Below are 21,744 nucleotides of genomic sequence, written 5' to 3'. Positions count from 1 at the left end.
CAATACTACCTCAGGCACTTCCGTCTACGAAGTGCCTGAGCGAGTAGATAGAGTTAGTCGACTCTCCAGCTGGCGAAATTGCCTTGGCGCCTTGCTTGCGCTTCTTGCCAAATTTTTTGCGGTGAATTCTGAATTGATTGTTGATGAAGGCTTTGCCGCCGATGGCGACGCCGTCGGTGAAGTATTTTATTTTGTGCCGCAGTAGCTCAGCGGGAGAGATTTTGCCCTCTCTAGCACGTTCATTTTCTAGCTGGGATTTGGCATTTTCATCAGTGACGGCAGCATCTTCTATCAGCCAGAGTCGGTAACGATGGGCGTTTTTCTTCCAGCTGGTTTGCGCCACACGCATCACCTCGCAGAGCCCGTAGCGACAGCGTTTGCTGCCAGCTAGCGCAGCGGCGTAACCGCACCAGCGGTAGTCTTTTGGATCGCTAACGATGCCCGATCTAACTGGATTAAGATCGATGTAGGCGGCGATGGCATGCAGCGCGCTGAAATCTTCACCGGTTTCGTGTTCGACTGGTTTGTTAGTAGATTCTACCAACACGCTTTTGTAGCGGCCCATCCAAAGCGCGCCGCGCCTTCCGTGAGTTTTGTTATACCATCGGCTGTAGCGCTCTTTGAGTTCTTTAACGAATTTTTCTAAGTTACAAAATCGCTCTTTGTATTTAGTTAGTTGCTCATCAGCATAGCGCTCCATGCCATTGGAGCGCATGTGCGCCAGCTCGGCTCGTAGCTGGCTGATGTACGCTTTGCTATACAGCGTTCGTAAGTGCTCGATCAGCCGCTCTTCCCCTTGCTGCTTGGTTTGCGACGGTCTTTCGTCTGGCCGACCTTGTGACTCATAGGCTTCAAATTTGGCATTGAATTTCACCCTGCTAGGCACGCGAATGAGTAAGTGAAAATGGTTATCCATCAAACAATAAGTCAGGATCTTAATGCCTGAGAAGCGCGCCATGCGCCACATGATGCGTAAAAACGCTTCTTTTTCCTGGTCGCCAAACAGATAATCTCCACCCGCCGTGCGGCTCATCACATGATAACAATACGAGTGCTGATCATCACCAACAATGCGCACATGCCCGCCAGACGGCGGCGCACAAATCATGCCCGCCGCGCCACCAGAAAAACCCGTTTTACAATCCGCCAGCTGCAGCGGCGTCAGCGGCTTCGTTTCCGCTGGTTTTTTTTGATTCTGCGATGATTCTGGAGATTTCATAATCACCAATATCGCACGTAATCAGTGGCTTGCATCTGAAAAATGCCGTACATCTTTTAGCTACGCTGGTTTTTGTTGATTCTGCGTTGATTCTGGAGATTTCATAATCACCAATATCGCACGTAATCAGTGGCTTGCATCTGAAAAATGCCGTACATCTTTTAGCTACCATTACCGCTCAAAAATGCCGTGCATTTTTTCTATTCGCCCCCCCCTTCATGAACATGCTCACCTCAGCGTGATTTGGTATCTCTAAATCAACTATAGTTATCATAACCGCATAACCGAGCGTTACACTTTGCAGCACATTTAGCCATTGGTCAGCAGCAGAACCAACTCGACTACACGAAGTGCGCAGATCCGGAGGTGTACAGTTCTGCAACGCCGATGGTATAGGTTGCCCAATCACTGCGGTTGCCCAATCACTGCGCTTGAGCAATCAAGGCACGACAATCGCCCGAAAACTCCGCATATTTTGCTGCTAAACCCCTGAACGAGATGGCTAGGCAATGCGGGATAGCTCGGAAACTGACGGGAAAATTGACCTTATGGGAAATCAGGCGAAGTTGTGACTGGCAAATCAGCCATGGCTCTACAGGCAGGTAAAATTGCTCAAACCCCCATTATACTTAAGAAAAATTAACTATCCACGAAATTGCCCTTGGTGCCCATTGTGAAAAATTTCACAAAGTGCTTGCTTTTACCTAGGCATCTCGGGCATTTAGCGCGTGGCGAATTCTATGAAGACGACAACAGAATATCAAGCTCCTGACACCCTGGCGCGCGCGCAGGATCACTACCAATCGGAGACTCAGGATCTCCTCGGCGAAAAGATGACCCTAAACATGGGCCCATCCCACCCGGCGACCCACGGTGTATTGCGTCTCATACTTGAGCTCGACGGTGAGGCAATCACCAAGGCGGATCCAGACATTGGCTTCCTCCACCGTGGTGATGAGAAGATTGCAGAAAACATGCACTACAACCAGTACGTGCCTTACACTGACCGCCTCGACTACCTTGCCCCACTAGCCAACAACGTTGCCTTCACCTGCTCGGTGGAGAAATTGATGGGCTGGGAGCTGCCACCACGTGGCCAGGCGATTCGAGTTCTCTGCTGTGAGCTTGCACGTATTGCTTCACACCTTCTCGGCGTTGGTGTTTGCGCGATGGACGTGGGTGCCATGACCGTTTTCCTCTATACTTTCACTGAGCGTGAAAAAACTTACAACCTGTGTGAGCAGCTTACCGGCGCTCGCTTCACCACATCCTACACCCGTGTAGGTGGTCAGGTGCGTGACATGCCAGAAGGCTTCGACAAAGAACTTCTCAAGTTCTGTGACGAGTGTCTGGTAGCGCTGGAAGAGTCAGCTGGCCTGCTCGACCGCAACAAAATCTACCTCGACCGCATGTGCGACGTTGGCACCATTTCTAAGGAAGACGCCATTTCATGGGGTCTGACTGGCCCGAACCTTCGTGGTTCTGGTGTAGCTCGTGACTTGCGCAAAGACAGCCCGTACCTCGGCTACGAGAACTACGACTTCGATGTACCAATTTCTGAAGACGGTGATTCCTACGCACGCTACCTCGTACGTATGGAGGAAATCCGTCAGTCAATACGCATCATCAAGCAAGTGCTGGCCAACATGCCAGACGGCCCAGTGAATGTAGCTGACTACAAGAACTACCTACCAAGCAAAGAAAAAGCGCTTACTAGCATGGAAGAGCTGATTCACCACTTCATCGTGGCGACTCAAGGCCTCGACGCTCCAGCTGGCGAAGTGTACTTTGCAGCGGAGAACCCTAAGGGCGAGCTCGGCTTCTACATCAACTCAAAAGGAGGTGGTGTGCCGAACCGTATGCATATTCGCAGCCCGTCCTTCTGTAACTTATCCATCCTTTCTCACCTTCTTCCTGGCCACTCGGTTTCCGACGTTCCAGCCATCCTCGGCTCGCTGGACTTCGTGATGGGCGAGTGTGACCGTTAATCGACATCATTTTAACCTGAGCCAAATCCATTTCCACCATTTCCATGAACGCAGAGCACGCCCCATCACCGGGAGAGAAGCACTTTCCACCATTCGCGGTGGACGCTGAGTTTGAAGCGGCCGCAGATAAGCGCATTGCCCAATATCCAGAGGACAAGAAGCGCTCAGCTGTCTTGCCACTTCTGCACAATACCCAGCACAAGTTTGGTTACATTGCCCCAGAAGCTATCGAATGGATCGCTAGCAAGCTAGGCATCGAGCCGATTCAGGTTCTCGAAGTGGTTTCCTTCTACCCAGGATTCCGCCAATCAGCACCGGGTAAATTCCACATCCGTGTGTGCCGTACGCTTTCTTGCGCCATGGCTGGCTCAGCTGAGCTGATGGACAAGCTGGAAGAACTCACTGGAGCAGACCGCTCGAAGTGTGACCCACACCACAGCCCGATCGCCGTATCACCAGATGGTACTTGGTCGCTGGAATTTGCCGAATGTCTCGCATCATGCGGCACTGGCCCAGTGGTACTTGTAAACGACGACTTCCACGAAGACGTGCCAGCTGAAAAAGCTGCCGAGCTGATGGAGAAGTACAACTCACCTGCTAAATAACTTTTAACTTCTGCCAACTAAGAACATGAGCGAAGTCCAATACCTTCCTGGCAAAGAGCCACACCCACGCGAATACCGCATGATCTTCAAAAACGTCGATCGTGCTGGCTGGGATCCAAGCATCGAGTGCTACATGAATGACGGCGGTTACGACCAGCTGAAAGCAGCACTGAAGATGGATCCAATCGCGATTCGCGAAGAAGTCAAAACCTCAGGCCTACGTGGTCGTGGTGGTGCTGGCTTCCCTACTGGTGTTAAATGGGGATTCATTCCACCAAACAATACCAAGCCAGTTTACCTGATCTGTAACTGCGATGAATCTGAGCCGGGCACATTTAAGGACCGCTACATCGTTCACCAAGATCCGCATCAGCTGATCGAGGGCATGGTGATCTCAGCATTCTCAGTTGGCGCTCACGTTGCTTACATTTATATCCGTGAGGAATTTCCAGCTGGCGCTGAAATCCTCGAGACCGCGATCGAAGAAGCTCGTGCCAAAGGATTCCTCGGCAAAGACATTCTTGGCTCAGGATTTGATTTAGAAATTTACGTCCACCGTGGCGCTGGCGCGTACATCTGTGGTGAGGAAACTGGCCTGATCGAGTCACTCGAAGGCAAGCGCCCGTACCCACGAATTAAACCACCATATTTCCCAGCTGCTCTGGGTCTGTACATGGCACCGACTATCGTGAACAACGTTGAGTCACTGTGCCACGTCAAACACATCATCGAGCGCGGTGGCGAAGAATACGCCAAGCTAGGTGTACCTCGCAACAACGGCACCCGCATTCTCTGCGTATCTGGCGATGTGAAAAAGCCAGGTTACTACGAAGTGGAAGTTGGCAAGCTGACTATGGGCGAGCTGCTCAATGACATCTGTGGTGGACCAAAAGACGGTCGCACACTCAAGGCTGTGATTCCTGGTGGATCATCAGCTAAGATCCTGCGCTGTGATGAAACTTACAAGATCGGCCGCGGCGACGATGCCAAGGAGATCTCATTCTGGGACATCGACATGGACTTTGATACCGTAGCAGCCTGTGGTTCTATGGCTGGTTCTGGCGGTGTGATCGTCATGGATGATTCACGCAAGATTTCATGGGTGCTTAACAACCTCAACCATTTCTACGCTCACGAGTCATGTGGCCAGTGTACGCCATGTCGTGAAGGTTCTACTTGGATGAAGAAAATCTCTGACCGTATCGTCAGTGGTAAAGCCAACCCAGAAGACGTCAAAACACTCGAGGAAGTGGCCTACCAGATCGATGGCCGCACCGTGTGTGCTTTTGGTGAAGCGTCATCATGGCCAGTTGAAGCCATCATCTCCAAGTTCCGCGACGAGCTGGTAGCTGAAACCTCAGAAGACAACGAATACAAATCTGCCGAAGCACTCGAGCAGATGAAGTATCTCTAATTTCACCCAGCTAGTACGGGTAAATTCACTCAAAAATAACCAAGCCCCCGCTTCCTATAAAATTTCGCATTTCCTCAAGACATGAGCGACACTGAAACAGCAAAATTACCTAAAGACCTCGCCGCCGACAAAGGCATGGTCAACGTGCAAATTGATGGCACTTGGATTCAAGTACCACGCGGTACCCGCATGATCGAAGCCTGTAAGATTGCTGGCGTAGAAGTGCCTCATTACTGCTACCACCCGAAACTATCATCACCGGGCAACTGCCGTATGTGTTTGGTACAAATGGGCATGCCACCTCGTCTGGCTCCGGGTCAAGATCCTGAGTATAACGACGACGGTTATCAAGAAATCGGCTGGATGCCACGTCCAGTGATTGCTTGTGCAAATACCGTAGCGGAAAACATGGGCATCTCCACCAAGAGCGAAATCGTCACTAAGTGCCGCGAAGGTGTGATGGAGTTCATGCTCATCAACCACCCACTCGATTGCCCAATCTGTGACCAAGCTGGTGAGTGTCGCCTGCAGGAATTCTCCGTAGAACACGGTAAGAGCGAATCACGTTTCAAGGAAGACAAAGTCAAGAAGCCTAAGAACGTACAGATCGGCCCTCGCATCCGCCTCGACGACGAGCGCTGCATCATGTGCTCACGTTGTATCCGCTTCATGGATGAAGTCGCTGACGAACCAGTGCTTGGTTTCACCGAGCGTGGCACCCACACTACAGTGGCCGTTTACCCTGGCCGCGAGCTGGACAACAACTACGGCCTCAACACCGTGGACCTCTGCCCAGTAGGTGCTCTTACTTCTAATGATTTCCGTTTCCAGATGCGTACTTGGTTCCTCAAGGAAACCAAAACCATCGACGTTAACTGTGCCACCGGCGCCAACATCACTGTTTGGACTCGTGGTAATAAGATTTTCCGCATCACTCCACGTGAGAACAATGATGTGAACTCCAACTGGATGCCAGACAGCCACCGTCTCAATTTCCACCACATCAATGATGGCGCTCGCCTCACTGAGCCAATGGTGAAAGTAGACGGCCAGCACGAAGCCACTAGCTGGCAGCTCGCGCTTGAGGGCGCCGCTGATGCTCTGAAGCAATTTGATGCCAAAGAAATCGCTGTGATCGCCTCAGCTCGCCAGACCAACGAAGAACTCTTCCTCGTTCGCGCACTTGCTGCCGAGCTGGAAACTGAAGCACTCAGCATCGTCGAGCGCATCGGCGAATCTGACGGCAAGTTGATCTCAGCTGACCGCAACCCAAATACCACAGGAGCTAAGTTAGTATGGCAAAATGCCAAGCCAGCCAGCCAGCTGGAAAGCATCCGCGAAGGTGTACGTAAGGGATCGATCAAAGCAGTCATTGCCCTTGGCGAAGACCTCACTGAGGAAGCTGGATTCAGCGCAGAAGACCTCGAAAAACTCGAACTGCTCATTTCTTCCAACATCCTGGCCAACCCAACTGCTCAGGCAAGTGACATCGTTCTGCCTGGCGCCGCATTCTCAGAGAAGCGCGGATCTATGGTCAACATCACTGGTCGCCTTCAGCGCCTCAACAACGCCTGTGTGCCTCCGGGTGACGCTCGCGACGACTGGATGCTTCTGCGCGACTTCGTGCTCGCTATTTCTGGCGAAGCGAACTCCATCCCAACACTGGAATCATTGTTCAATGCTCTGGCTGAGAACATCGAAGAATTCCAAGGACAAACACTCTCCAAGATCGGTGACCTCGGTGTGCAAATCACTGAAACCGGTGAGACCATTCCACTTCTGGAATACGAAAAAGCCCGTAAAGAACGCGGCGAGATCGTTGGCTAATTAAACTCATTTATTAAACACAGAACCTTTCAGATCAATGGACATCGATCTCGTATTCATTCTATCCACAGCCGTGAAGATCATCCTCTTCACCTTTGTGATTTCTCTGCTCATGGTGGCCTACGCCACCTACGCTGAGCGTCGCGTATCCGCGATTATTCAAGACCGTGTCGGCCCAAACCGTACCGGTATCCCGCTGACATTATTTGGTGGCAAAAAAGATTGGCACTTCTTTGGCCTCATTCAGCCAATTGCTGATGGTGTAAAAAACCTTCTTAAGGAAGATTTCACCCCAGCCCACGTGCGCAAGTTCTTCTTCTGGATTGCACCGGCACTGACGCTGATTCCAGCCTTCCTCTGTCTGGCAGTAATTCCATTTGGCAGCAGCGTTACTCTGCCAACTGGTGATGAAATCAAGCTCGTGATTGCCGACATCGACATCGGCCCACTCTTTGTCTTCGCCATTGCTTCACTCAGTGTTTACGGCATCACTATCGCCGGTTGGGCATCCAACAACAAATACTCATTCCTCGGTGGTGTGCGTTCTACGGCGCAGATGATTTCCTACGAAATCGCCATGGGCCTCTCCATCATCCCAGTGCTGATGGTTTACGGTCACCTCAACCTCAATAACATCGTTCAGTACCAAGCTGAAAACGGCTGGTTACTTCTGCCACTTTGGAAAGACGGTGTATTCGGTTTCTACCTGCAGAATCTGCTTCTGTGGATCCCAATGTTCATCTCATTTGTGATCTTCCTCACCGCTGTATTTGCGGAAACCAACCGTATGCCATTTGACCTTCCAGAGTGTGAAACTGAGCTGGTTGGTGGTTACCACACTGAGTACTCATCCATGAAATTCGCCATGTTCTTCATGGGCGAATACTGCGCCATGATCGTTGGATCCGCGCTTGTAGTGACTCTCTTCTTCGGTGGCTGGGCAGTAGGTATTCCTGCAGTAGACTCAGCTATCTCAGAGATGGCTTGGGGCGGCATTATCCACCTCTTGGTCTTCCTCGTCAAAGTGGTTGCCTTCATCGTCACCTTCATCTGGGTGCGCTGGACAGTGCCTCGTTTCAAATTCGACCAACTGATGAAACTTGGCTGGGTGATCTTCTTCGAGCTCGCTGTAGTCAACATCGTCATCGCTGCGCTCATCCTTTTCTACGTCAAATAATTCACGCCCAACCACTCACATTTTCCCATGGCTATCAAAAAACTTACTCGTCCAAAGCTGACGCTTTCTGAAAAGCTCATCTTTCCTACGATCCTTAAGGGCATGGCTGTAACCATGACCCACGCCATCAAATCAGTACTGGGCAAAACCAAAGCCGCTGAGTCGCTCAAAGGCTCTGGCACCGGTGCCACCATGCAGTACCCAGAAACCAAGTGGGACGACCAGCTGCCTGAGTACTACCGCGGTGTACCAGCTCTGGTTACTGATGAAATCGGTCGCGAGCGCTGTGTTTCTTGCCAGCTGTGCGAGTTCATCTGCCCACCAAAAGCTATTTCTATCCTTCCTGGTGAAATCCCATCTGACGACGAATGGGCAAAAGTGGAGAAGCGTCCACAGGAATTCGACATCGACATGACTCGCTGCATCTACTGCGGCATGTGTGAAGAAGTCTGCCCTGAGCAAGCTATTTTCCTCCGCCAAGACTACGCCGTCACTGGCACCAGCCGCGAAAACATGGTCCACAACAAAGAACGCCTCTACGAAATTGGTGGTGTTCGCGAGGGCCTCGTCAACAAGTGGAACGAAGTTAAATAATCCTCAATTTCAATCATCAACTCACAGAACAATGCCTAGCATTCTCTTTTATATCTTCTCAGCAATCATGTGCCTCGGCGCGCTGATGGTTATCTTCAACCGTAACCCAGTCGCCAGTGCTCTATCAATGCTGCTGAGCTTCATTTCACTCGCCGCCATCTTTATTGGTCTGAACTCATACCTGATCGGCATCTTGCAGATCTTGGTCTACTCAGGCGCCGTTATGGTGCTTTTCATCTTCATCATCATGCTGCTCGACCTGCAGAAAGAAGATAAAGATGCATTCAAACCAGCAGCCATCGCAGCTGGCATCATCATTCCTATCGTCCTGCTCATCCAGCTGGCATCCGTGCTTCACGTCAGCCACCAAGACGAGCAGTACAGCCAAGCACCGGAACTCGAGCTGGCTGAAGCCGCTAAGAATTTCCCTGAGGGCAGCGTGATCGCCACCGACCTCTCAGCTGGCAAGCTTCCCGATGTTCACCTCATCGGTCACTACCTGTTCACCGACTACAACTTCCCAATTCAGGTGATCGCAGTTCTGCTGCTTTCCGCCACTGTGGGATGTGTGGTTCTTTCCAAAAAAATCAGCAGCTAATTTCGCCGACCGTTAATCTGAACATCTCAAATCAATGCCATCGCTTAACGAATATCTATTCATCTCCGGCCTGCTGTTCTGCATCGGCCTCACAGGGGTCATCGTTCGCAAGAACATCATCGTGATCTTCATGTGCCTCGAGCTCATGCTCGCTGCTGCCTCACTGACAATGGTCGCCTTCACCCGCTTCAATACTGTGCAAGGTCTACCTGACTACGACGGCCAAATGCTGGTCTTCTTTGTCATCACCGTTGCGGCCGCTGAGGTTGCTGTCGGCCTCGCCGTCATCGTCGCCCTCTACCGCGCACGTCAAACCATCAACACGGACGAACTTACCTCGCTCAAAGGATAAATCATAAACTAAGATTCAAGTTTCAAGTTTTCAGTTTCAAGCGCTATGGCATTCCATTCATTCGAAGATTTAGAAGTCTGGAAAAGGTCATGCCGCCTCTCACTGAAAGTGATGGAACAAACACAAAACTCAAATAACTACGCACTAAAAGATCAAATGATTCGATCAGCGATATCAGTTCCGTCGAACATCGCTGAAGGACAAGAACGAGATAGCCAAGGAGATTTTATACGCTTTCTAAGAATTGCTAAAGGATCATGCGGCGAACTCCGCACCCAACTCTATCTCGCCTACAAATCATCCATGATCCCAGAACAACCCGCACTCGATATGATCAAAGAGACCAAAGAAATCTCAAGCATGCTACAAGGACTGATCCGCTCGATTCAAGGGGCTTGAAACTGACAACTTGAAACTGAAAACTACTATTCTACCATGAATCCTTGGTTACTATTTATCCTACCTTTAGCCTCAGCTGCGATTATCCAGCTAGGTTTGAAAAGACACGCATTCTTTTCATCCATCCTTTCTACAGCTTCTGTAGTGGCCACATTTGTTGTCACTCTGATGCTCTTCAACTACAAAGCACCTGAAGGTGTCCTCCCCTACGACTGGATCACAGTTGGCGATTTCAAACTGCAGATCGGCATCCAGCTCGACCAACTGTCCAAAGGCATGATGGTTGTGGTTACCGGCATCGGCATGCTGGTTCACATCTTCTCGCTCGGTTACATGAAGGACGACGCTGCCAAAGCACGCTTCTTTGGCAACCTGTCCATGTTCATGTTCTCCATGACTGGTATCGTACTGGCGACAAACTTCATCATGATGTTTGTTTTCTGGGAGCTTGTTGGTCTGTCATCATACCTTCTCATCGGTCACTGGTACCAGAAAGACTCAGCTGCTGACGCCGCGAAAAAAGCCTTCATCACCAACCGCATTGGTGACTTCCTCTTCATGGCAGGCATCCTGCTCTTCTGGGGAATCTCCGGTACTTTTGTCTTCTCAGAAATGGCCATTCCTGGTGCCGTTTCCAGCTGCCTACTCGGTGTTTCTATCCTCTGCATCTTTGGTGGTGCGATGGGTAAATCAGCTCAGTTCCCGCTGCACGTCTGGCTTCCAGACGCTATGGAAGGCCCTACTCCAGTTTCCGCACTCATCCACGCCGCTACCATGGTAGCCGCCGGTGTTTACATGCTCGTTCGCTTCCAGCTCTCACTCGGTGCTGACCTCAGCGCCAACTTCGCTTGGGAAGTCATCAGCTGGATCGGTGGCATCACTGCCCTGCTCGCTGCGCTCATGGCTACTCAGCAAGACGACATCAAAAAGGTGCTCGCTTACTCCACACTTTCTCAGCTCGGCTACATGGTCATGGCTGTTGGTCTTCTCGCAGGAGAAGCCGCAATGTTCCACCTCTACACTCACGCATGGTTCAAGGGACTTCTCTTCCTCGGATCTGGTGCCATCATCTACGCATGCCACCACGAGCAAGATGCTTGGAAAATGGGCGGTCTGTTCAAGAAGATGCCAATCACCAGCACCACCTTCATCATCGGTACGCTGGCTCTCATCGCCTTCCCGCTCACTTCAGGTTTCTACTCTAAGGAAATGATCCTCGAAGCAGCTCTTCACCACAGCCATCCTACATTCTTCTGGATCGCAGCTGGTGTAGCCGCTCTGACTACTTTCTACATGCTCCGCCTCGTCTTCATCGTATTCTTCGGTAAAGCACGCGCTCACGGTGCAGAAGAAGCCAAAGAAGTTGGCCCAATCATGTGGGTACCACTTGCCCTGCTCGCCATTCCAGCACTCGTAGCTGGTTCCCTCGGCGCCAAGCAGCTGGTTCCTCACCCAGGATTTGCTGAAGTAGCACCACACATTGCCCCACACGCTGGTCTGGCACTGTATGCATCTATCGGCTCACTGATCATTGGCTCAGTCCTCGCCTACGTATTCTACTGGGGCAAAGACAGCGAAACGATCAACAACCCGCTGTTTAAGGTATTCCGCAACAAGTTCTACATCGATGAAATCTACGCCAGCATCGTCAAGTGGACACAAGATCTGCTTGCTGCCATCGCTCAGTTCGTCGACGAATTTGTCATCGGCAGCCTCTGTGTAGGTGGTCTCGCCCGCAGCGCTACTGGCCTCGGCAATATCTTCCGCAAGAAATTCCAGTCCGGCGACCTGCAGCGCTACGCCTTCCTCATGGGAATTGGCTCAGCTCTGGTCATCTACTTCACCGTATTCTTCTAAGCTCCTTATTTTACTAACTCAACTCGACGAACCAAGATGTTACTCGCACTCGTTCTCATCCCACTCATTGCCGCGGTCGCCATTTTTTTCTTTGGTGTACCAGCCCGCATGAGCGCCATCGTGGCAGCTGCCCTAAACTTGGCCATTGCCTTGTTTGCAGCCAGCTCACCAGATACTGTAAAAATCAGCTTACAAGTTCTCGCTGACCCAAATATTAACCTGAACCTTGCCCTCTACGACGGCATGAGCACCGTCATGATGATGCTCACCGCCATCGTGACTCTCGCCGCTGTTTTCTCTGGCACCTGCCCAGACGGTCGCGAAAAACTCTGGTTCAGCAGCTCACTGCTCATCGCAGCTGGCGCTATGGGTGCCTTCCTCTCCACGGATATTTTCTTCTTCTACGCCTTCCACGAGCTCGCGCTGATTCCTACCTTCCTGATGATTGGTATTCTCGGCCGCGGCGACCGTAAGGCCACGGCTTGGAAAATTACCATCTACCTTGGCCTCGGCTCCATCGTCCTGCTCGCAGGTCTGCTGCTTGCCGTTAACCAAATCGGTAGCTTCGCCTTCGAAGATCTCAAGGCGGCTGGCGAACACCAAAATGCCATCGCACTGCTTCTGCTGGTCGGCTTCGGTACGCTGGTTTCCCTGTTCCCATTCCACTCATGGGCCGCACCTGCCTACGCAAGTGCCCCAGCACCTATCGCCATGCTTCACGCTGGTGTGCTGAAGAAATTCGGCCTCTACGGTCTGCTTCGCGTCGCTATGGTTGTCTGCCCTGACGGCCTCAACCACTGGCTCACACTGCTCGTTTGGGCACTGCTCGCCAACATCATCTGGGTAGGTCTAGTGACCATTTCTCAGAAGCGCCTCGATACCATGCTCGGTAATTCATCCGTGATGCACATGGGCTACATCTTCCTCGCCATCGCCGCTCTCATTGCCAATGGCGAAAACCACATCGCACTGCCAGCTGCCGTTCTGCTCATGTTTGCTCACGGTATCTCCATTGCCATGTCATTCAACTTGGTGGATCGCATCGAAAACCGCACCGGCACACTGGAAATTTCCCAGCTCGGTGGTCTGGCTAAAACCATGCCATCACTCGCCTTCTTATTCGGTCTTGTTGCCATGGCCTCTATCGGCCTGCCTGGCCTCGCCAACTTCGCTGGTGAAGTCATGGTCTTCATCGCTGGCTTCTACGGCTGGAGCTGGGATTGCTGCGGCGGCCAGCTGGGTATCATCCAGATTGCCACCATCATCTCACTCTGGGGTGTGGTCATCTCCGCAGTCTACATGCTGCGCGGCTACCGCAATACTTTCCAAGGCCCACTGGTGAAAACCACCGAAAATGCCACTCGCCTCACGCTGATCGAAAAAGCTCCAGCTATCTTCCTAGCTGCCGTGCTCTTAATCGTCGGTCTGTACCCCAACATCATCCTTCAGTTGCTTAAGTAATCTGAGAATTTCCAAGAAAATCCACGTTTAGATCCATGCAATCTTATCATCTAGAATTCATCACTGTTGGGTTAGGCTTCTTCCTCCTGATGTTTGAAGCCTTCACCAATGGCAAAAAATCTCAGCTGGGGCTCTACGCCGCGGCCGGACTTGCCGTGATTCTGGCCCTACTCGCCTTTGCTGTTCCAGCTCCAGGCTCCAGCGGTCAATCCATCCCAGCGTGGCTGGAAAACTTCTACCAGTACGATGCTCAAGCGCGTTTCTACAAGATCATCGCGCTGCTTACCACCATCGCCGTTTTGCTCATGTCTGTCGACTACAGCAAAGTGCTCAACCGCTTCTCTAGCGAGAAAAAGAACGATGAAAATACTGGCGAGTTCTACTGCCTGCCAATCATCGCTTGTGCCGGCCTCATGTGGATGGCTTCAGCTAAGAGCCTGGTTTCCATGTTTGTAGCTCTCGAGCTAGTCACCATCACATTCTACGTGCTGGTTACTTACATGCGCCGCAACGTTGGCTCACTCGAAGCTGGTGTGAAATACCTCATCCTCGGCGCACTTAGCACCGGATTCCTCGTTTACGGTATCGCTTGGATCTACGGCAGCACTCGCACCATGGATCTCTCAGTGATGGCTGAATTCCTCAACTCACACAGCGAACTCATCAGCCAGCCAGCGCTACTCTTCGGTCTTGCGCTCATGCTCATCGCCCTCGGCTTCAAAGTCGGCGCGGCTCCAATGCAGCTGTGGATTCCTGACGTTTACCAAGGTGCACCAACACCTATCACCGCCTTCCTTTCAGTCGCTTCCAAAGCAGCTGGATTCTGCGTCCTCATGCGTGTTTTCTCACCATTCATGGAAGTAGCTGGAATCAGTGATAAATTGCAAATTGCCCTGCTCATCATCGCTGGCGCGACTCTCCTCTACGGTAACCTCGCCGCCATCTCACAGAGCAACTTCAAGCGCCTGCTCGCTTATTCATCCATCGCTCACGCTGGTTTCCTCATCCTCGGATTTGCTTACGGCGACCAAAATGCAGTCAGCTTCTACCTCGGTACCTACCTGCTCATGACACTAGGAGCATTCTTCATCCTTTCCATCGTCGGCCAGCAAGCTGAATCCGACCAGCTTAGCGCATTCGACGGCCTCGGTAAAAAGAACCCAGTACTGGCCATGTCAATGACCATCATTGCTGCAGCACTCGCTGGTGTACCACTCACCGCTGGTTTCTACGGCAAATTTTTCGTCTTTATGGCAGCTCTTAAAAATGGCGCAAACTGGCCGATCCTCGTCATCGCCTTTGCTTCTGTAGCCGCTGGTTTCTACTACTACTTCAAGGTCCTGCGCAACATGTACTGGAACGCACCAGCCAACGATACAGCTATCGTGGTGCCTACCATCACTAAAGTTTGCCTCATCGTGCTGACCCTCGCCATCCTCATCGTTGGCGTCTACCCTCAGCCACTGCAGTGCCTCATCGGCGGCTAATCCAGCCACCAATAAATAGCTAATCTCAAAATGCCGATCTCATCCAGAGATCGGCATTTTTGTGCCCACAAAAAAACCAGCCAACAACACAAGCTCAGCCGAAGGCTTTCGGACTGTGGCGATCCTTCGCCGCCTTCAATCCAGCTTCCGCATCATATTTCTAACCAGCAAGAAATAGATAACGACCTCCCAATCACCTACCAGTCCCAGCCACACCAAAACCCACAGACATCGCCAGCTAGCTCCAATCTCACCCAGAGATCAGCATTTTTGTGGCCACAAAAAACCAGCCAACAACACAAGCTCAGCCGAAGGCTTTCGGACTGCGGCGATCCTTCGCCGCTTTCACCCCAGCTTCCGCATCACCTCACTCACCAGCACCAAATAAACAACGACACCCAAATCATCAGCCAGTCCTAGCAAAACAACAACCCACAATCTCAGCCAGATAGCTCCAATCTCACCCAGAGATCAGCATTTTTGAGCCCACAAAAAACCAACCAACAACACAAGCTCAGCCGAAGGCTTTCGGACTGCGGCGATCCTTCGCCGCTTTCGATCAAGCTTCCGCATCACCTCACTCACCAGCACCAAATAAACAACGGTGCCCAAATCATCAACCAGCCCTATCCATACAACAACCCACAATCACAGCCAGCTAGCTCCAATCTCACCCAGAGATCAGCATTTTTATGCCCACAAAAAAAACCAACCAACAACACAAGATCAGCCGAAGGCTTTCGGACTGCGGCGATCCTTCGCCGCTTTCAATCCACCCAACGCACCAAAACTAACCCTCGCGCTCAAATACCCCCAAACGGGCCGAAGACCCATAAGAACAAAGCCTAGGGCTTCAGCCCTAGGATCCCCCACCACTGATCAAGCCTGCTGAAAGTAGGCCAGATAAGCCAAAGCCGTAATGATTAACCCAATGCCAAGCTCGCGCTCAGCATCCAAAAAAATATATCAGCGGTATACCACAGGCGAATGACAGCTCCGCAGGGCATTACCCACCTAACTACCGGTCGAGGAATTTCCATTCCTCATGAGTGAAGAGGAACGGGGCCAAATGCGATGGTAGAACGTCAAACGATTGCCCCGACATCGGGTTAAATATCGTGCGACCCACACAATCAACACAACAAACTCATTATAAGAATCACGAAACCACCCCAACATAAATTACCTATCCCTATATAAACCAATCTCAAATTAGATCTTTAAATATTCTATCCCATTGACACTAAGCTCTTCTACCGCCTCAAAGCTAATATTCGTAAAAGAAGAATTCTCAATTAATACCTTTAGCTCATTAGAAACGTAAAATATATGACAAGCCTCCTCTACTGAAAAAAAATGAAAATCTTCTGAAATTAGTGATTTTTTATATAATCTATTCCACACGCTATATCTTCTTCGCCTACCCTTATCAGGATTTCCACACCTCTTACATACCTCTTTATGCTCGGGCTTAAGCTCATCTGGCAGAGGCGTAAATCTATTTGTAAAAAGTAACTTATATCCGGAACTTAAAGGATATGCAGAGATGTCCTGAGCGCAAAAGGAGTCAAACAATTCCACCACGCGATCTGACACAATAATGTAATCTTCGTAGCCAACACTGAAATCACTTTTGTCATAGGGCACCTGGTAATGAAAAGGCAAAAAGCTAACACCCGGCATTACATGCTCTTCTTGCAGATGAGGAGCTTCCACTGATAACAATCTCTTTCTTAGGCTCATAAATAATTCTACTGGAACCATTTTATCTATGCCTTTCATTAATTCAGCCTGCCCCATCGCACCTAATTCATGACGAACTGTTTTACCCACGCCCCAGCCATTACAGCACATAACGAAAGGCATCCTATATGGTATCTCAAGTGTACCATGAGCCATATCAATCAACCTATCGGATGCTAGAGGTAATTCACTTAATTTCCAAAAACGTGTATTCATAACGATGTGATTAAAATTGCCCACCAATGGAGTGCCCACACACCCAAAACAATCAACCTCAATTCTGATAGGTTATAACAAAAGGATTAGGTGCCAAATCTGCATGTTGCTTAGTCAACACATGATTAACCCCTGCTATCGTCAATTTCAAGACCTCTTCCCCGTCACTCTTCTCTTCTCTTTTGATGATAAAGCCCGCCGTCGCAGCCCCCCAATCATTAACGTGAAGGTTATTATTCGACAATATTTCAAAATCACTAATTAAAACATCCACGTCAAAGGGAGGCATGTCGTATTGCCTCCATAGCTGGCACCGTTGTTGCTGCCAATTTATCTGTACAGCAACCGAATCAGTATAAACTCCTTCTGAGTTATTCCATAGCTCTCCTTTTGCTCTATCAAATAGGTACTCATTATAAAAGTCTGACTGCTGCGCATTAGCTTTATCAACTTGCTGCAAACTCTCAGATGACTTATCACACCCTAGAACAGTCAAAAATACGGTTCCGCCTATAATTACAGATTTACCTAAAGTCAGCATGTCCATTCCTTCTTGGTTTAGCGCCATCCGAGAACACAAATAGTCTAAATGATTTACCAGGCTATAGCTTAGCTACACCCGCTGCAGCTAACCAAGCCCCATACATAGATCATCCCCAAAGTCGTGGCGAGTCACCTTATATAATAAGACAAGTCTAGCATCAGACTAGCAGGTCAAGCAACCTCTAATCGAATCTATTTGTTAGCTTTCATCACCGGATTGGGGCCTCTGATCTGAATTTAACATTCCAGCTGGCTGTTTTTCAGCCACAGATCATCAATGTTTTACGAATTGGGCCTAATTAGCTGAATTCAAGGCCATTTCAGCCAACACCTAACTGGTTTCACTTTCAACAAAAACACAGCTCATACATGGCGACTAGCATCTAGTACACCTCCTCCCCCCTAGCTAACAAATTTGCTACATGCCGAGATCCAGCATGGAGGTAAATAAAAAAGCCCCACTCCATGCATGATGAAGTCAGGCTTGATAGATGTACTGTGATTTAATAACCTGATTTAGCAAGCTCTGATCAGACCCTAACTCGTCGCATTGCTACCCCTATCTTCCGGAGGGGGAAGTCCCACTCCTCATAAGAGAAGTGGAACGCAGTCAAATGCAATGGTAAACCGCCGGACGATGTTTTCGATAGAGAGATATATATCTCGCTGTAGCCAAAATCTCTACAGATAACTTAGGTTGAGCTATTTGAAAAATTATTTATCTAAAACTATCTATCTAGTGATTTGTATCCATACATTTGTAATGGTATATTTTTGCACTCAGAGCCAGCATTCAATATTTTCTTAAGCTCTTTTATTTCACTATTTTGCTTTGCTAGCACCCTTCTGTTAATCATGGCATTAACCCATGTTAACCCAACTATCGCAGGCATAGCCCCCCCACCGGGACTACTACAACTTCTCATAGTGTATGCTATACAAAGTGCAATAATGAGCAGATTCACCACGTCCAATATTCGAAAACGGCACAATTCATCGAACTCGTCATCAGCATATGGGTTAAACCATTTTTTTAAGTCGCCTCTTTTCATTGGTAAATATTTAAACCTAAAATTGCATACACGATTTTCTTTCAATAGAGTAAATTTCACGGTGTCATCCGCCATGCTTCGATTTACGAATATAAATTCGAAACCCATTGCTAGTTCCTCTATCAATGGCAGTCCTGTATATTACAAAACAGGTTTTTAATCATGCATTCAAATATCACAACCTCTAATCACAGCATTTTGTTAGCCTCAGTAACTGGGATTTGATAGTAAATGCAGAATTCTAAAATCTGCAGACTGGATTTTTGGAGCAGTAGGTACTTACCCGCACTAACAAACCTAACTAAAAACCATTACCGAAATCTGAGATGCTTTCCAGCTGGCTATACCTCCAACAAAAACAAATCTCATACATGACCTCGCCCATCTAATACACCTCCTCGCCACTAGCTAACAAATTTGCTAGATGCCGAGATCCAGCATGAAGGTAAAAAAAACCACTCCATCCATGATGAAGTGAGGCTTGTCAGATGAACTGTGGTTTATTGGCTTGCGACAGCTAGCTCTGATCAGAACCTAACTCGTCGGCATTGCTACCACCCAATTTCCGGAAGGAAAAGTCCCTCTCCTCATATGAGAAGTGGAACGGAGTCAAATGCAAAGGTAAACCGCCGAGCGATGTTTTCGATAAGGAGAGAGATACCCAACTGTAGCCATAATCTCAACAGGTAATTCAAGCTGAGCTATTTGCAAAAATTATTCACCACAGTTTGTATGTCTAGTGATATGATATGGTCAAAAATTCCTTTCTCAAATTACCTGTCTGGTAATTTCCACTATCCCTTTCTTTAAATCCTTCACATGCGTGCTAGGTCTAATTATTTAATACAACTCACCAAATACATTCTGCAAATAAGCTGTTAACCGGCCTTTCTCAGATTCCTTCTTTTTCGAAAGATGCCAAGGCGACCTAACACACCATGTGTAGTTACCGACTCTATCCACCCGTTCAATAATTAACACAGACTCGTTCCGCTTATATATACTAGGCTCTTCATCTTTTGATTTGATTGGAAATGGCTCATTTAACAGTGGATAAACAGCTTTTTCTACAGCTAACCTAAGTAATTTATCATCCTTCGATATTTTAGGAGCCTCATCAACTCTTTGAATAATGATTCTTTTACCTTCAAAAACTCCATTATTATTTTGCCGTATCTCATATAAAATACTTCCCCAGCCCCCCAAATACCAAATTCGTATTATTTCCTGTTGCTGACCTTTAGCTATAAATATATCAGAAGAGTCCTCGCCTAATAGCTTCTCAACCTCTGTATTTACTCGTTCAGCTCCACAAACTTTAGTCATTTCTAATAAAATTTGAAACCTAGGATTCAGCTCTCCCGCGTCAACTGGCATAACAAAACAACCTAGAACTAGGCTAACTATAGTAACAATTAATGCATTCATATAAATAATTTATTATTAGAAACTAGGGTAGGATATCACAATACAATTTTAGAATTGAGCTAGCTAGAATGACAACCTCTAATCACAGCATCTCTCTGAATGTCTGTCTGGTTATTTGATATGTTATGTTTTCTGTTCTTTTCTTTACGCCATATACCATAGAGATAAGTATACTGGATACATTTAGATATGACATAAACACAAATCACTGCTTGAGCGCTGTAATGATCCAACAAATCGAATATTTCAATAGATAGAACTGGCACTACAAATCCAAATAAAACCTCTGAGAGGGCAAATTTATTTTTAAACTTAATCACAGTCATCACTACATTTCATATTACATTCGAGGGTAAGATAGCCCACTATAATTGCATCAGTTTGTCTGTCTAGTAATTCGCTTCGCTATCACTATCTATTGTAACATATATACCTTTCTTATTCAGTTTCGATCTCGACACGCGAACAAGTTCTCCATCATATGCAGTTACTGCTAACAGTCTCATTCTAGGGGAGATTTGCCATAGATGATGAACTGTAATTTTCTTCTCTGGATCTCTAGGTATCGTAGGTATCTTAACAACGTCAGTATAAAGCGGAACACCAAAGTTCTTAACCAGATGCGCTAAGGAAGGATACGCTTCGATATAGTCCATTTCCTGAGATTTTGCACAATATGTTTCTGGTGATGATATCGGTTTTGTGTTGTTTTTGTTCCCCCCTAAATTGGCACTCTCCTGAGGTGCGGTAGATCGTTGATCCATACAGGAAGAAAATATCAATGTAAACAATATCGAATTAAGCACTATTATTCTGGGCATGCTAGCACGGCTGTTGGTGTTGCTTTTGGAGGTTCTGCTACTTTGTAGCCCGCATTTCCTCTACTTTTGGACACATTGTTGTTTTCTCTTTTAATATATGTCAAGGCATCCATATCTCGGTTTCTCCTAAGCCGAGGCAAGTATGCTTCGAGTATTTTCTCAGCTGCTCCTGGAGCCTTATTACAACATATCACAAAACAGGTTTAACATTTGACTAGCAGGAAACGCAATATCCAATCGCATCATTTTGTTAGCCGAAATCACCGAATTTTGGCCTCTGCTCTGAATTTGACATTCCAGCTGGCTAGATTTCTGACCATTGATCTTCAGTGCTTAAGGAAATTGGCAAAACTAGCCAATTGAAGTCCGTTCATATCACAAGACAGGTTTATCAATAAACTAGCGGCTCATACAAGATTTAATCGCATCTATTTGTTAGCCAAAATTACTGGATTTAGATAGCAATTCAAAATTTAACATTCCAGCTGGCTGGATTACTGCCCAACTGCGCTTCAATGCGTTACTAAATTAGCTCGCTGAGCTCATTCCAGTCTTTTCTAGCTGGTTTCAGTTCCAACAAAAACACAGTTCTCCAGCGACAGGCTGATAGAACTGCTTTTCTTAATGTCAATTTGTTCGGTCAGTCGGATTTATCAAATGACGCCTGAAAATTCCGGCTATCTAGCTCACTCCAGCTCGTTTGGCGGTGGTGGTTCCAGCTGGAAATCGCGCATGGCACAGACCTCTTTGGGCGATTCGCTCCACGGCTCCCGTTTCACCTCTCAAACAACATGATGTCAGTCTCATTATTTCACATTAGACTGCTCAAGGACAAATAGACTAATTGCTTCCGAGCGACCGTCTATTTGGGACTGACTGAAACTTTGTGTTTTTGGTCTAACTCTAATCATTGATTCTTTGAATCAGTGATAAAAAATTCTTACTCGATGGAGGACGGAGTTC

The 21,744-nt window shown here is 48.4% G+C and carries 19 protein-coding genes; 13 read left to right on the top strand and 6 right to left on the bottom strand.

Translation table 11 applies throughout. From position 1 onward, the window contains the following. Positions 1-10: 10 nt before the first annotated feature. Positions 11-1,219 carry a transposase gene (locus JIN82_RS02405; RefSeq protein WP_200310045.1) on the bottom strand — a complete coding sequence of 403 codons (1,209 nt, stop codon included), beginning with the start codon at positions 1,217-1,219 and terminating at the stop codon, positions 11-13. A gap of 740 nt (positions 1,220-1,959) precedes the next feature. Here JIN82_RS02405 and nuoD point away from each other — a divergent pair. The 13 genes from nuoD (at position 1,960) to JIN82_RS17065 (ending at position 15,827) form a co-directional block, all read left to right on the top strand. After that, the gene (gene nuoD / locus JIN82_RS02400; RefSeq protein ID WP_200310044.1) at positions 1,960-3,207 is read left to right on the top strand and encodes an NADH dehydrogenase (quinone) subunit D; all 1,248 of its coding nucleotides are present in this window, start codon (positions 1,960-1,962) and stop codon (positions 3,205-3,207) included. A gap of 44 nt (positions 3,208-3,251) precedes the next feature. Next, positions 3,252-3,812 (top strand): NADH-quinone oxidoreductase subunit NuoE family protein, encoded by a 561-nt coding sequence (locus JIN82_RS02395; RefSeq protein ID WP_200310043.1) that lies wholly within the window; start codon positions 3,252-3,254, stop codon positions 3,810-3,812. Positions 3,813-3,837: 25 nt separating this feature from the next. Continuing rightward, positions 3,838-5,226, top strand: coding sequence for an NADH-quinone oxidoreductase subunit NuoF (gene nuoF / locus JIN82_RS02390; RefSeq protein ID WP_200310042.1), 1,389 nt, complete (start codon positions 3,838-3,840; stop codon positions 5,224-5,226). 81 nt (positions 5,227-5,307) lie between these two features. Then, positions 5,308-7,053: an NADH-quinone oxidoreductase subunit G gene (locus tag JIN82_RS02385; RefSeq protein ID WP_200310041.1), complete on the top strand. Its 1,746-nt coding sequence runs from the start codon at positions 5,308-5,310 to the stop codon at positions 7,051-7,053. A 37-nt stretch (positions 7,054-7,090) separates the two neighbouring features. Beyond that, entirely contained in the window at positions 7,091-8,230 is a 1,140-nt protein-coding gene (locus JIN82_RS02380) for a complex I subunit 1/NuoH family protein (protein WP_200310040.1), read from the top strand. A 27-nt stretch (positions 8,231-8,257) separates the two neighbouring features. Then, complete coding sequence (locus tag JIN82_RS02375; RefSeq protein WP_200310039.1) at positions 8,258-8,824, top strand: NuoI/complex I 23 kDa subunit family protein; 567 nt, start codon at positions 8,258-8,260, stop codon at positions 8,822-8,824. Between the two features lie 31 nt (positions 8,825-8,855). Next, positions 8,856-9,422 carry an NADH-quinone oxidoreductase subunit J family protein gene (locus JIN82_RS02370; protein ID WP_200310038.1) on the top strand — a complete coding sequence of 189 codons (567 nt, stop codon included), beginning with the start codon at positions 8,856-8,858 and terminating at the stop codon, positions 9,420-9,422. 34 nt (positions 9,423-9,456) lie between these two features. After that, entirely contained in the window at positions 9,457-9,774 is a 318-nt protein-coding gene (gene nuoK / locus JIN82_RS02365) for an NADH-quinone oxidoreductase subunit NuoK (RefSeq protein ID WP_200310037.1), read from the top strand. A gap of 45 nt (positions 9,775-9,819) precedes the next feature. Then, positions 9,820-10,173 carry a four helix bundle protein gene (locus tag JIN82_RS02360; protein WP_200310036.1) on the top strand — a complete coding sequence of 118 codons (354 nt, stop codon included), beginning with the start codon at positions 9,820-9,822 and terminating at the stop codon, positions 10,171-10,173. Positions 10,174-10,209: 36 nt separating this feature from the next. After that, entirely contained in the window at positions 10,210-12,030 is a 1,821-nt protein-coding gene (gene nuoL, locus JIN82_RS02355) for an NADH-quinone oxidoreductase subunit L (RefSeq protein ID WP_200310035.1), read from the top strand. A 36-nt stretch (positions 12,031-12,066) separates the two neighbouring features. Continuing rightward, on the top strand, positions 12,067-13,491 hold the full coding sequence (locus JIN82_RS02350) for a complex I subunit 4 family protein (RefSeq protein ID WP_200310034.1): 1,425 nt from the start codon (positions 12,067-12,069) through the stop codon (positions 13,489-13,491). Positions 13,492-13,526: 35 nt separating this feature from the next. Beyond that, entirely contained in the window at positions 13,527-14,978 is a 1,452-nt protein-coding gene (locus JIN82_RS02345) for an NADH-quinone oxidoreductase subunit N (RefSeq protein WP_200310033.1), read from the top strand. 480 nt (positions 14,979-15,458) lie between these two features. Then, complete coding sequence (locus tag JIN82_RS17065; protein ID WP_234041722.1) at positions 15,459-15,827, top strand: hypothetical protein; 369 nt, start codon at positions 15,459-15,461, stop codon at positions 15,825-15,827. A 363-nt stretch (positions 15,828-16,190) separates the two neighbouring features. On the opposite strand, the gene JIN82_RS02340 is transcribed toward JIN82_RS17065, so the two are convergent. From JIN82_RS02340 to JIN82_RS02320, 5 genes are all read right to left on the bottom strand, one after another. Further along, positions 16,191-16,937 (bottom strand): hypothetical protein, encoded by a 747-nt coding sequence (locus JIN82_RS02340; protein WP_200310032.1) that lies wholly within the window; start codon positions 16,935-16,937, stop codon positions 16,191-16,193. Between the two features lie 58 nt (positions 16,938-16,995). After that, entirely contained in the window at positions 16,996-17,505 is a 510-nt protein-coding gene (locus JIN82_RS02335) for a hypothetical protein (RefSeq protein WP_200310031.1), read from the bottom strand. 703 nt (positions 17,506-18,208) lie between these two features. Next, the gene (locus JIN82_RS02330; RefSeq protein WP_234041721.1) at positions 18,209-18,607 is read right to left on the bottom strand and encodes a hypothetical protein; all 399 of its coding nucleotides are present in this window, start codon (positions 18,605-18,607) and stop codon (positions 18,209-18,211) included. Between the two features lie 765 nt (positions 18,608-19,372). Next, on the bottom strand, positions 19,373-19,960 hold the full coding sequence (locus tag JIN82_RS02325; RefSeq protein WP_200310029.1) for a hypothetical protein: 588 nt from the start codon (positions 19,958-19,960) through the stop codon (positions 19,373-19,375). Positions 19,961-20,349: 389 nt separating this feature from the next. Then, positions 20,350-20,724 carry a hypothetical protein gene (locus JIN82_RS02320; RefSeq protein ID WP_200310028.1) on the bottom strand — a complete coding sequence of 125 codons (375 nt, stop codon included), beginning with the start codon at positions 20,722-20,724 and terminating at the stop codon, positions 20,350-20,352. Positions 20,725-21,744: the final 1,020 nt, after the last annotated feature.

Origin of the sequence: Persicirhabdus sediminis (genome assembly GCF_016595495.1) — a bacterium.
Classification (GTDB): Bacteria; Verrucomicrobiota; Verrucomicrobiia; order Verrucomicrobiales; family Akkermansiaceae; genus Persicirhabdus; species Persicirhabdus sediminis.
This window is presented reverse-complemented; position numbering and strand designations above follow the sequence as displayed.

What these genes read in the sequence shown, in the direction of transcription:
- JIN82_RS02330 (WP_234041721.1), bottom strand. Translation starts at nt 18,607, where the DNA reads ATGGCGGATGACACCGTGAAATTTACTCTATTGAAAGAAAATCGTGTA.
- JIN82_RS02320 (WP_200310028.1), bottom strand. Translation starts at nt 20,724, where the DNA reads ATGGATCAACGATCTACCGCACCTCAGGAGAGTGCCAATTTAGGGGGG.
- JIN82_RS02350 (WP_200310034.1), top strand. Translation starts at nt 12,067, where the DNA reads ATGTTACTCGCACTCGTTCTCATCCCACTCATTGCCGCGGTCGCCATT.
- JIN82_RS02360 (WP_200310036.1), top strand. Translation starts at nt 9,820, where the DNA reads ATGGCATTCCATTCATTCGAAGATTTAGAAGTCTGGAAAAGGTCATGC.
- JIN82_RS02405 (WP_200310045.1), bottom strand. Translation starts at nt 1,219, where the DNA reads ATGAAATCTCCAGAATCATCGCAGAATCAAAAAAAACCAGCGGAAACG.
- JIN82_RS02345 (WP_200310033.1), top strand. Translation starts at nt 13,527, where the DNA reads ATGCAATCTTATCATCTAGAATTCATCACTGTTGGGTTAGGCTTCTTC.
- nuoF (WP_200310042.1), top strand. Translation starts at nt 3,838, where the DNA reads ATGAGCGAAGTCCAATACCTTCCTGGCAAAGAGCCACACCCACGCGAA.
- JIN82_RS02380 (WP_200310040.1), top strand. Translation starts at nt 7,091, where the DNA reads ATGGACATCGATCTCGTATTCATTCTATCCACAGCCGTGAAGATCATC.
- nuoL (WP_200310035.1), top strand. Translation starts at nt 10,210, where the DNA reads ATGAATCCTTGGTTACTATTTATCCTACCTTTAGCCTCAGCTGCGATT.
- JIN82_RS02385 (WP_200310041.1), top strand. Translation starts at nt 5,308, where the DNA reads ATGAGCGACACTGAAACAGCAAAATTACCTAAAGACCTCGCCGCCGAC.
- JIN82_RS02395 (WP_200310043.1), top strand. Translation starts at nt 3,252, where the DNA reads ATGAACGCAGAGCACGCCCCATCACCGGGAGAGAAGCACTTTCCACCA.
- nuoD (WP_200310044.1), top strand. Translation starts at nt 1,960, where the DNA reads ATGAAGACGACAACAGAATATCAAGCTCCTGACACCCTGGCGCGCGCG.
- JIN82_RS02375 (WP_200310039.1), top strand. Translation starts at nt 8,258, where the DNA reads ATGGCTATCAAAAAACTTACTCGTCCAAAGCTGACGCTTTCTGAAAAG.
- JIN82_RS02325 (WP_200310029.1), bottom strand. Translation starts at nt 19,960, where the DNA reads ATGAATGCATTAATTGTTACTATAGTTAGCCTAGTTCTAGGTTGTTTT.
- JIN82_RS02340 (WP_200310032.1), bottom strand. Translation starts at nt 16,937, where the DNA reads ATGAATACACGTTTTTGGAAATTAAGTGAATTACCTCTAGCATCCGAT.
- JIN82_RS02335 (WP_200310031.1), bottom strand. Translation starts at nt 17,505, where the DNA reads ATGGCGCTAAACCAAGAAGGAATGGACATGCTGACTTTAGGTAAATCT.
- nuoK (WP_200310037.1), top strand. Translation starts at nt 9,457, where the DNA reads ATGCCATCGCTTAACGAATATCTATTCATCTCCGGCCTGCTGTTCTGC.
- JIN82_RS02370 (WP_200310038.1), top strand. Translation starts at nt 8,856, where the DNA reads ATGCCTAGCATTCTCTTTTATATCTTCTCAGCAATCATGTGCCTCGGC.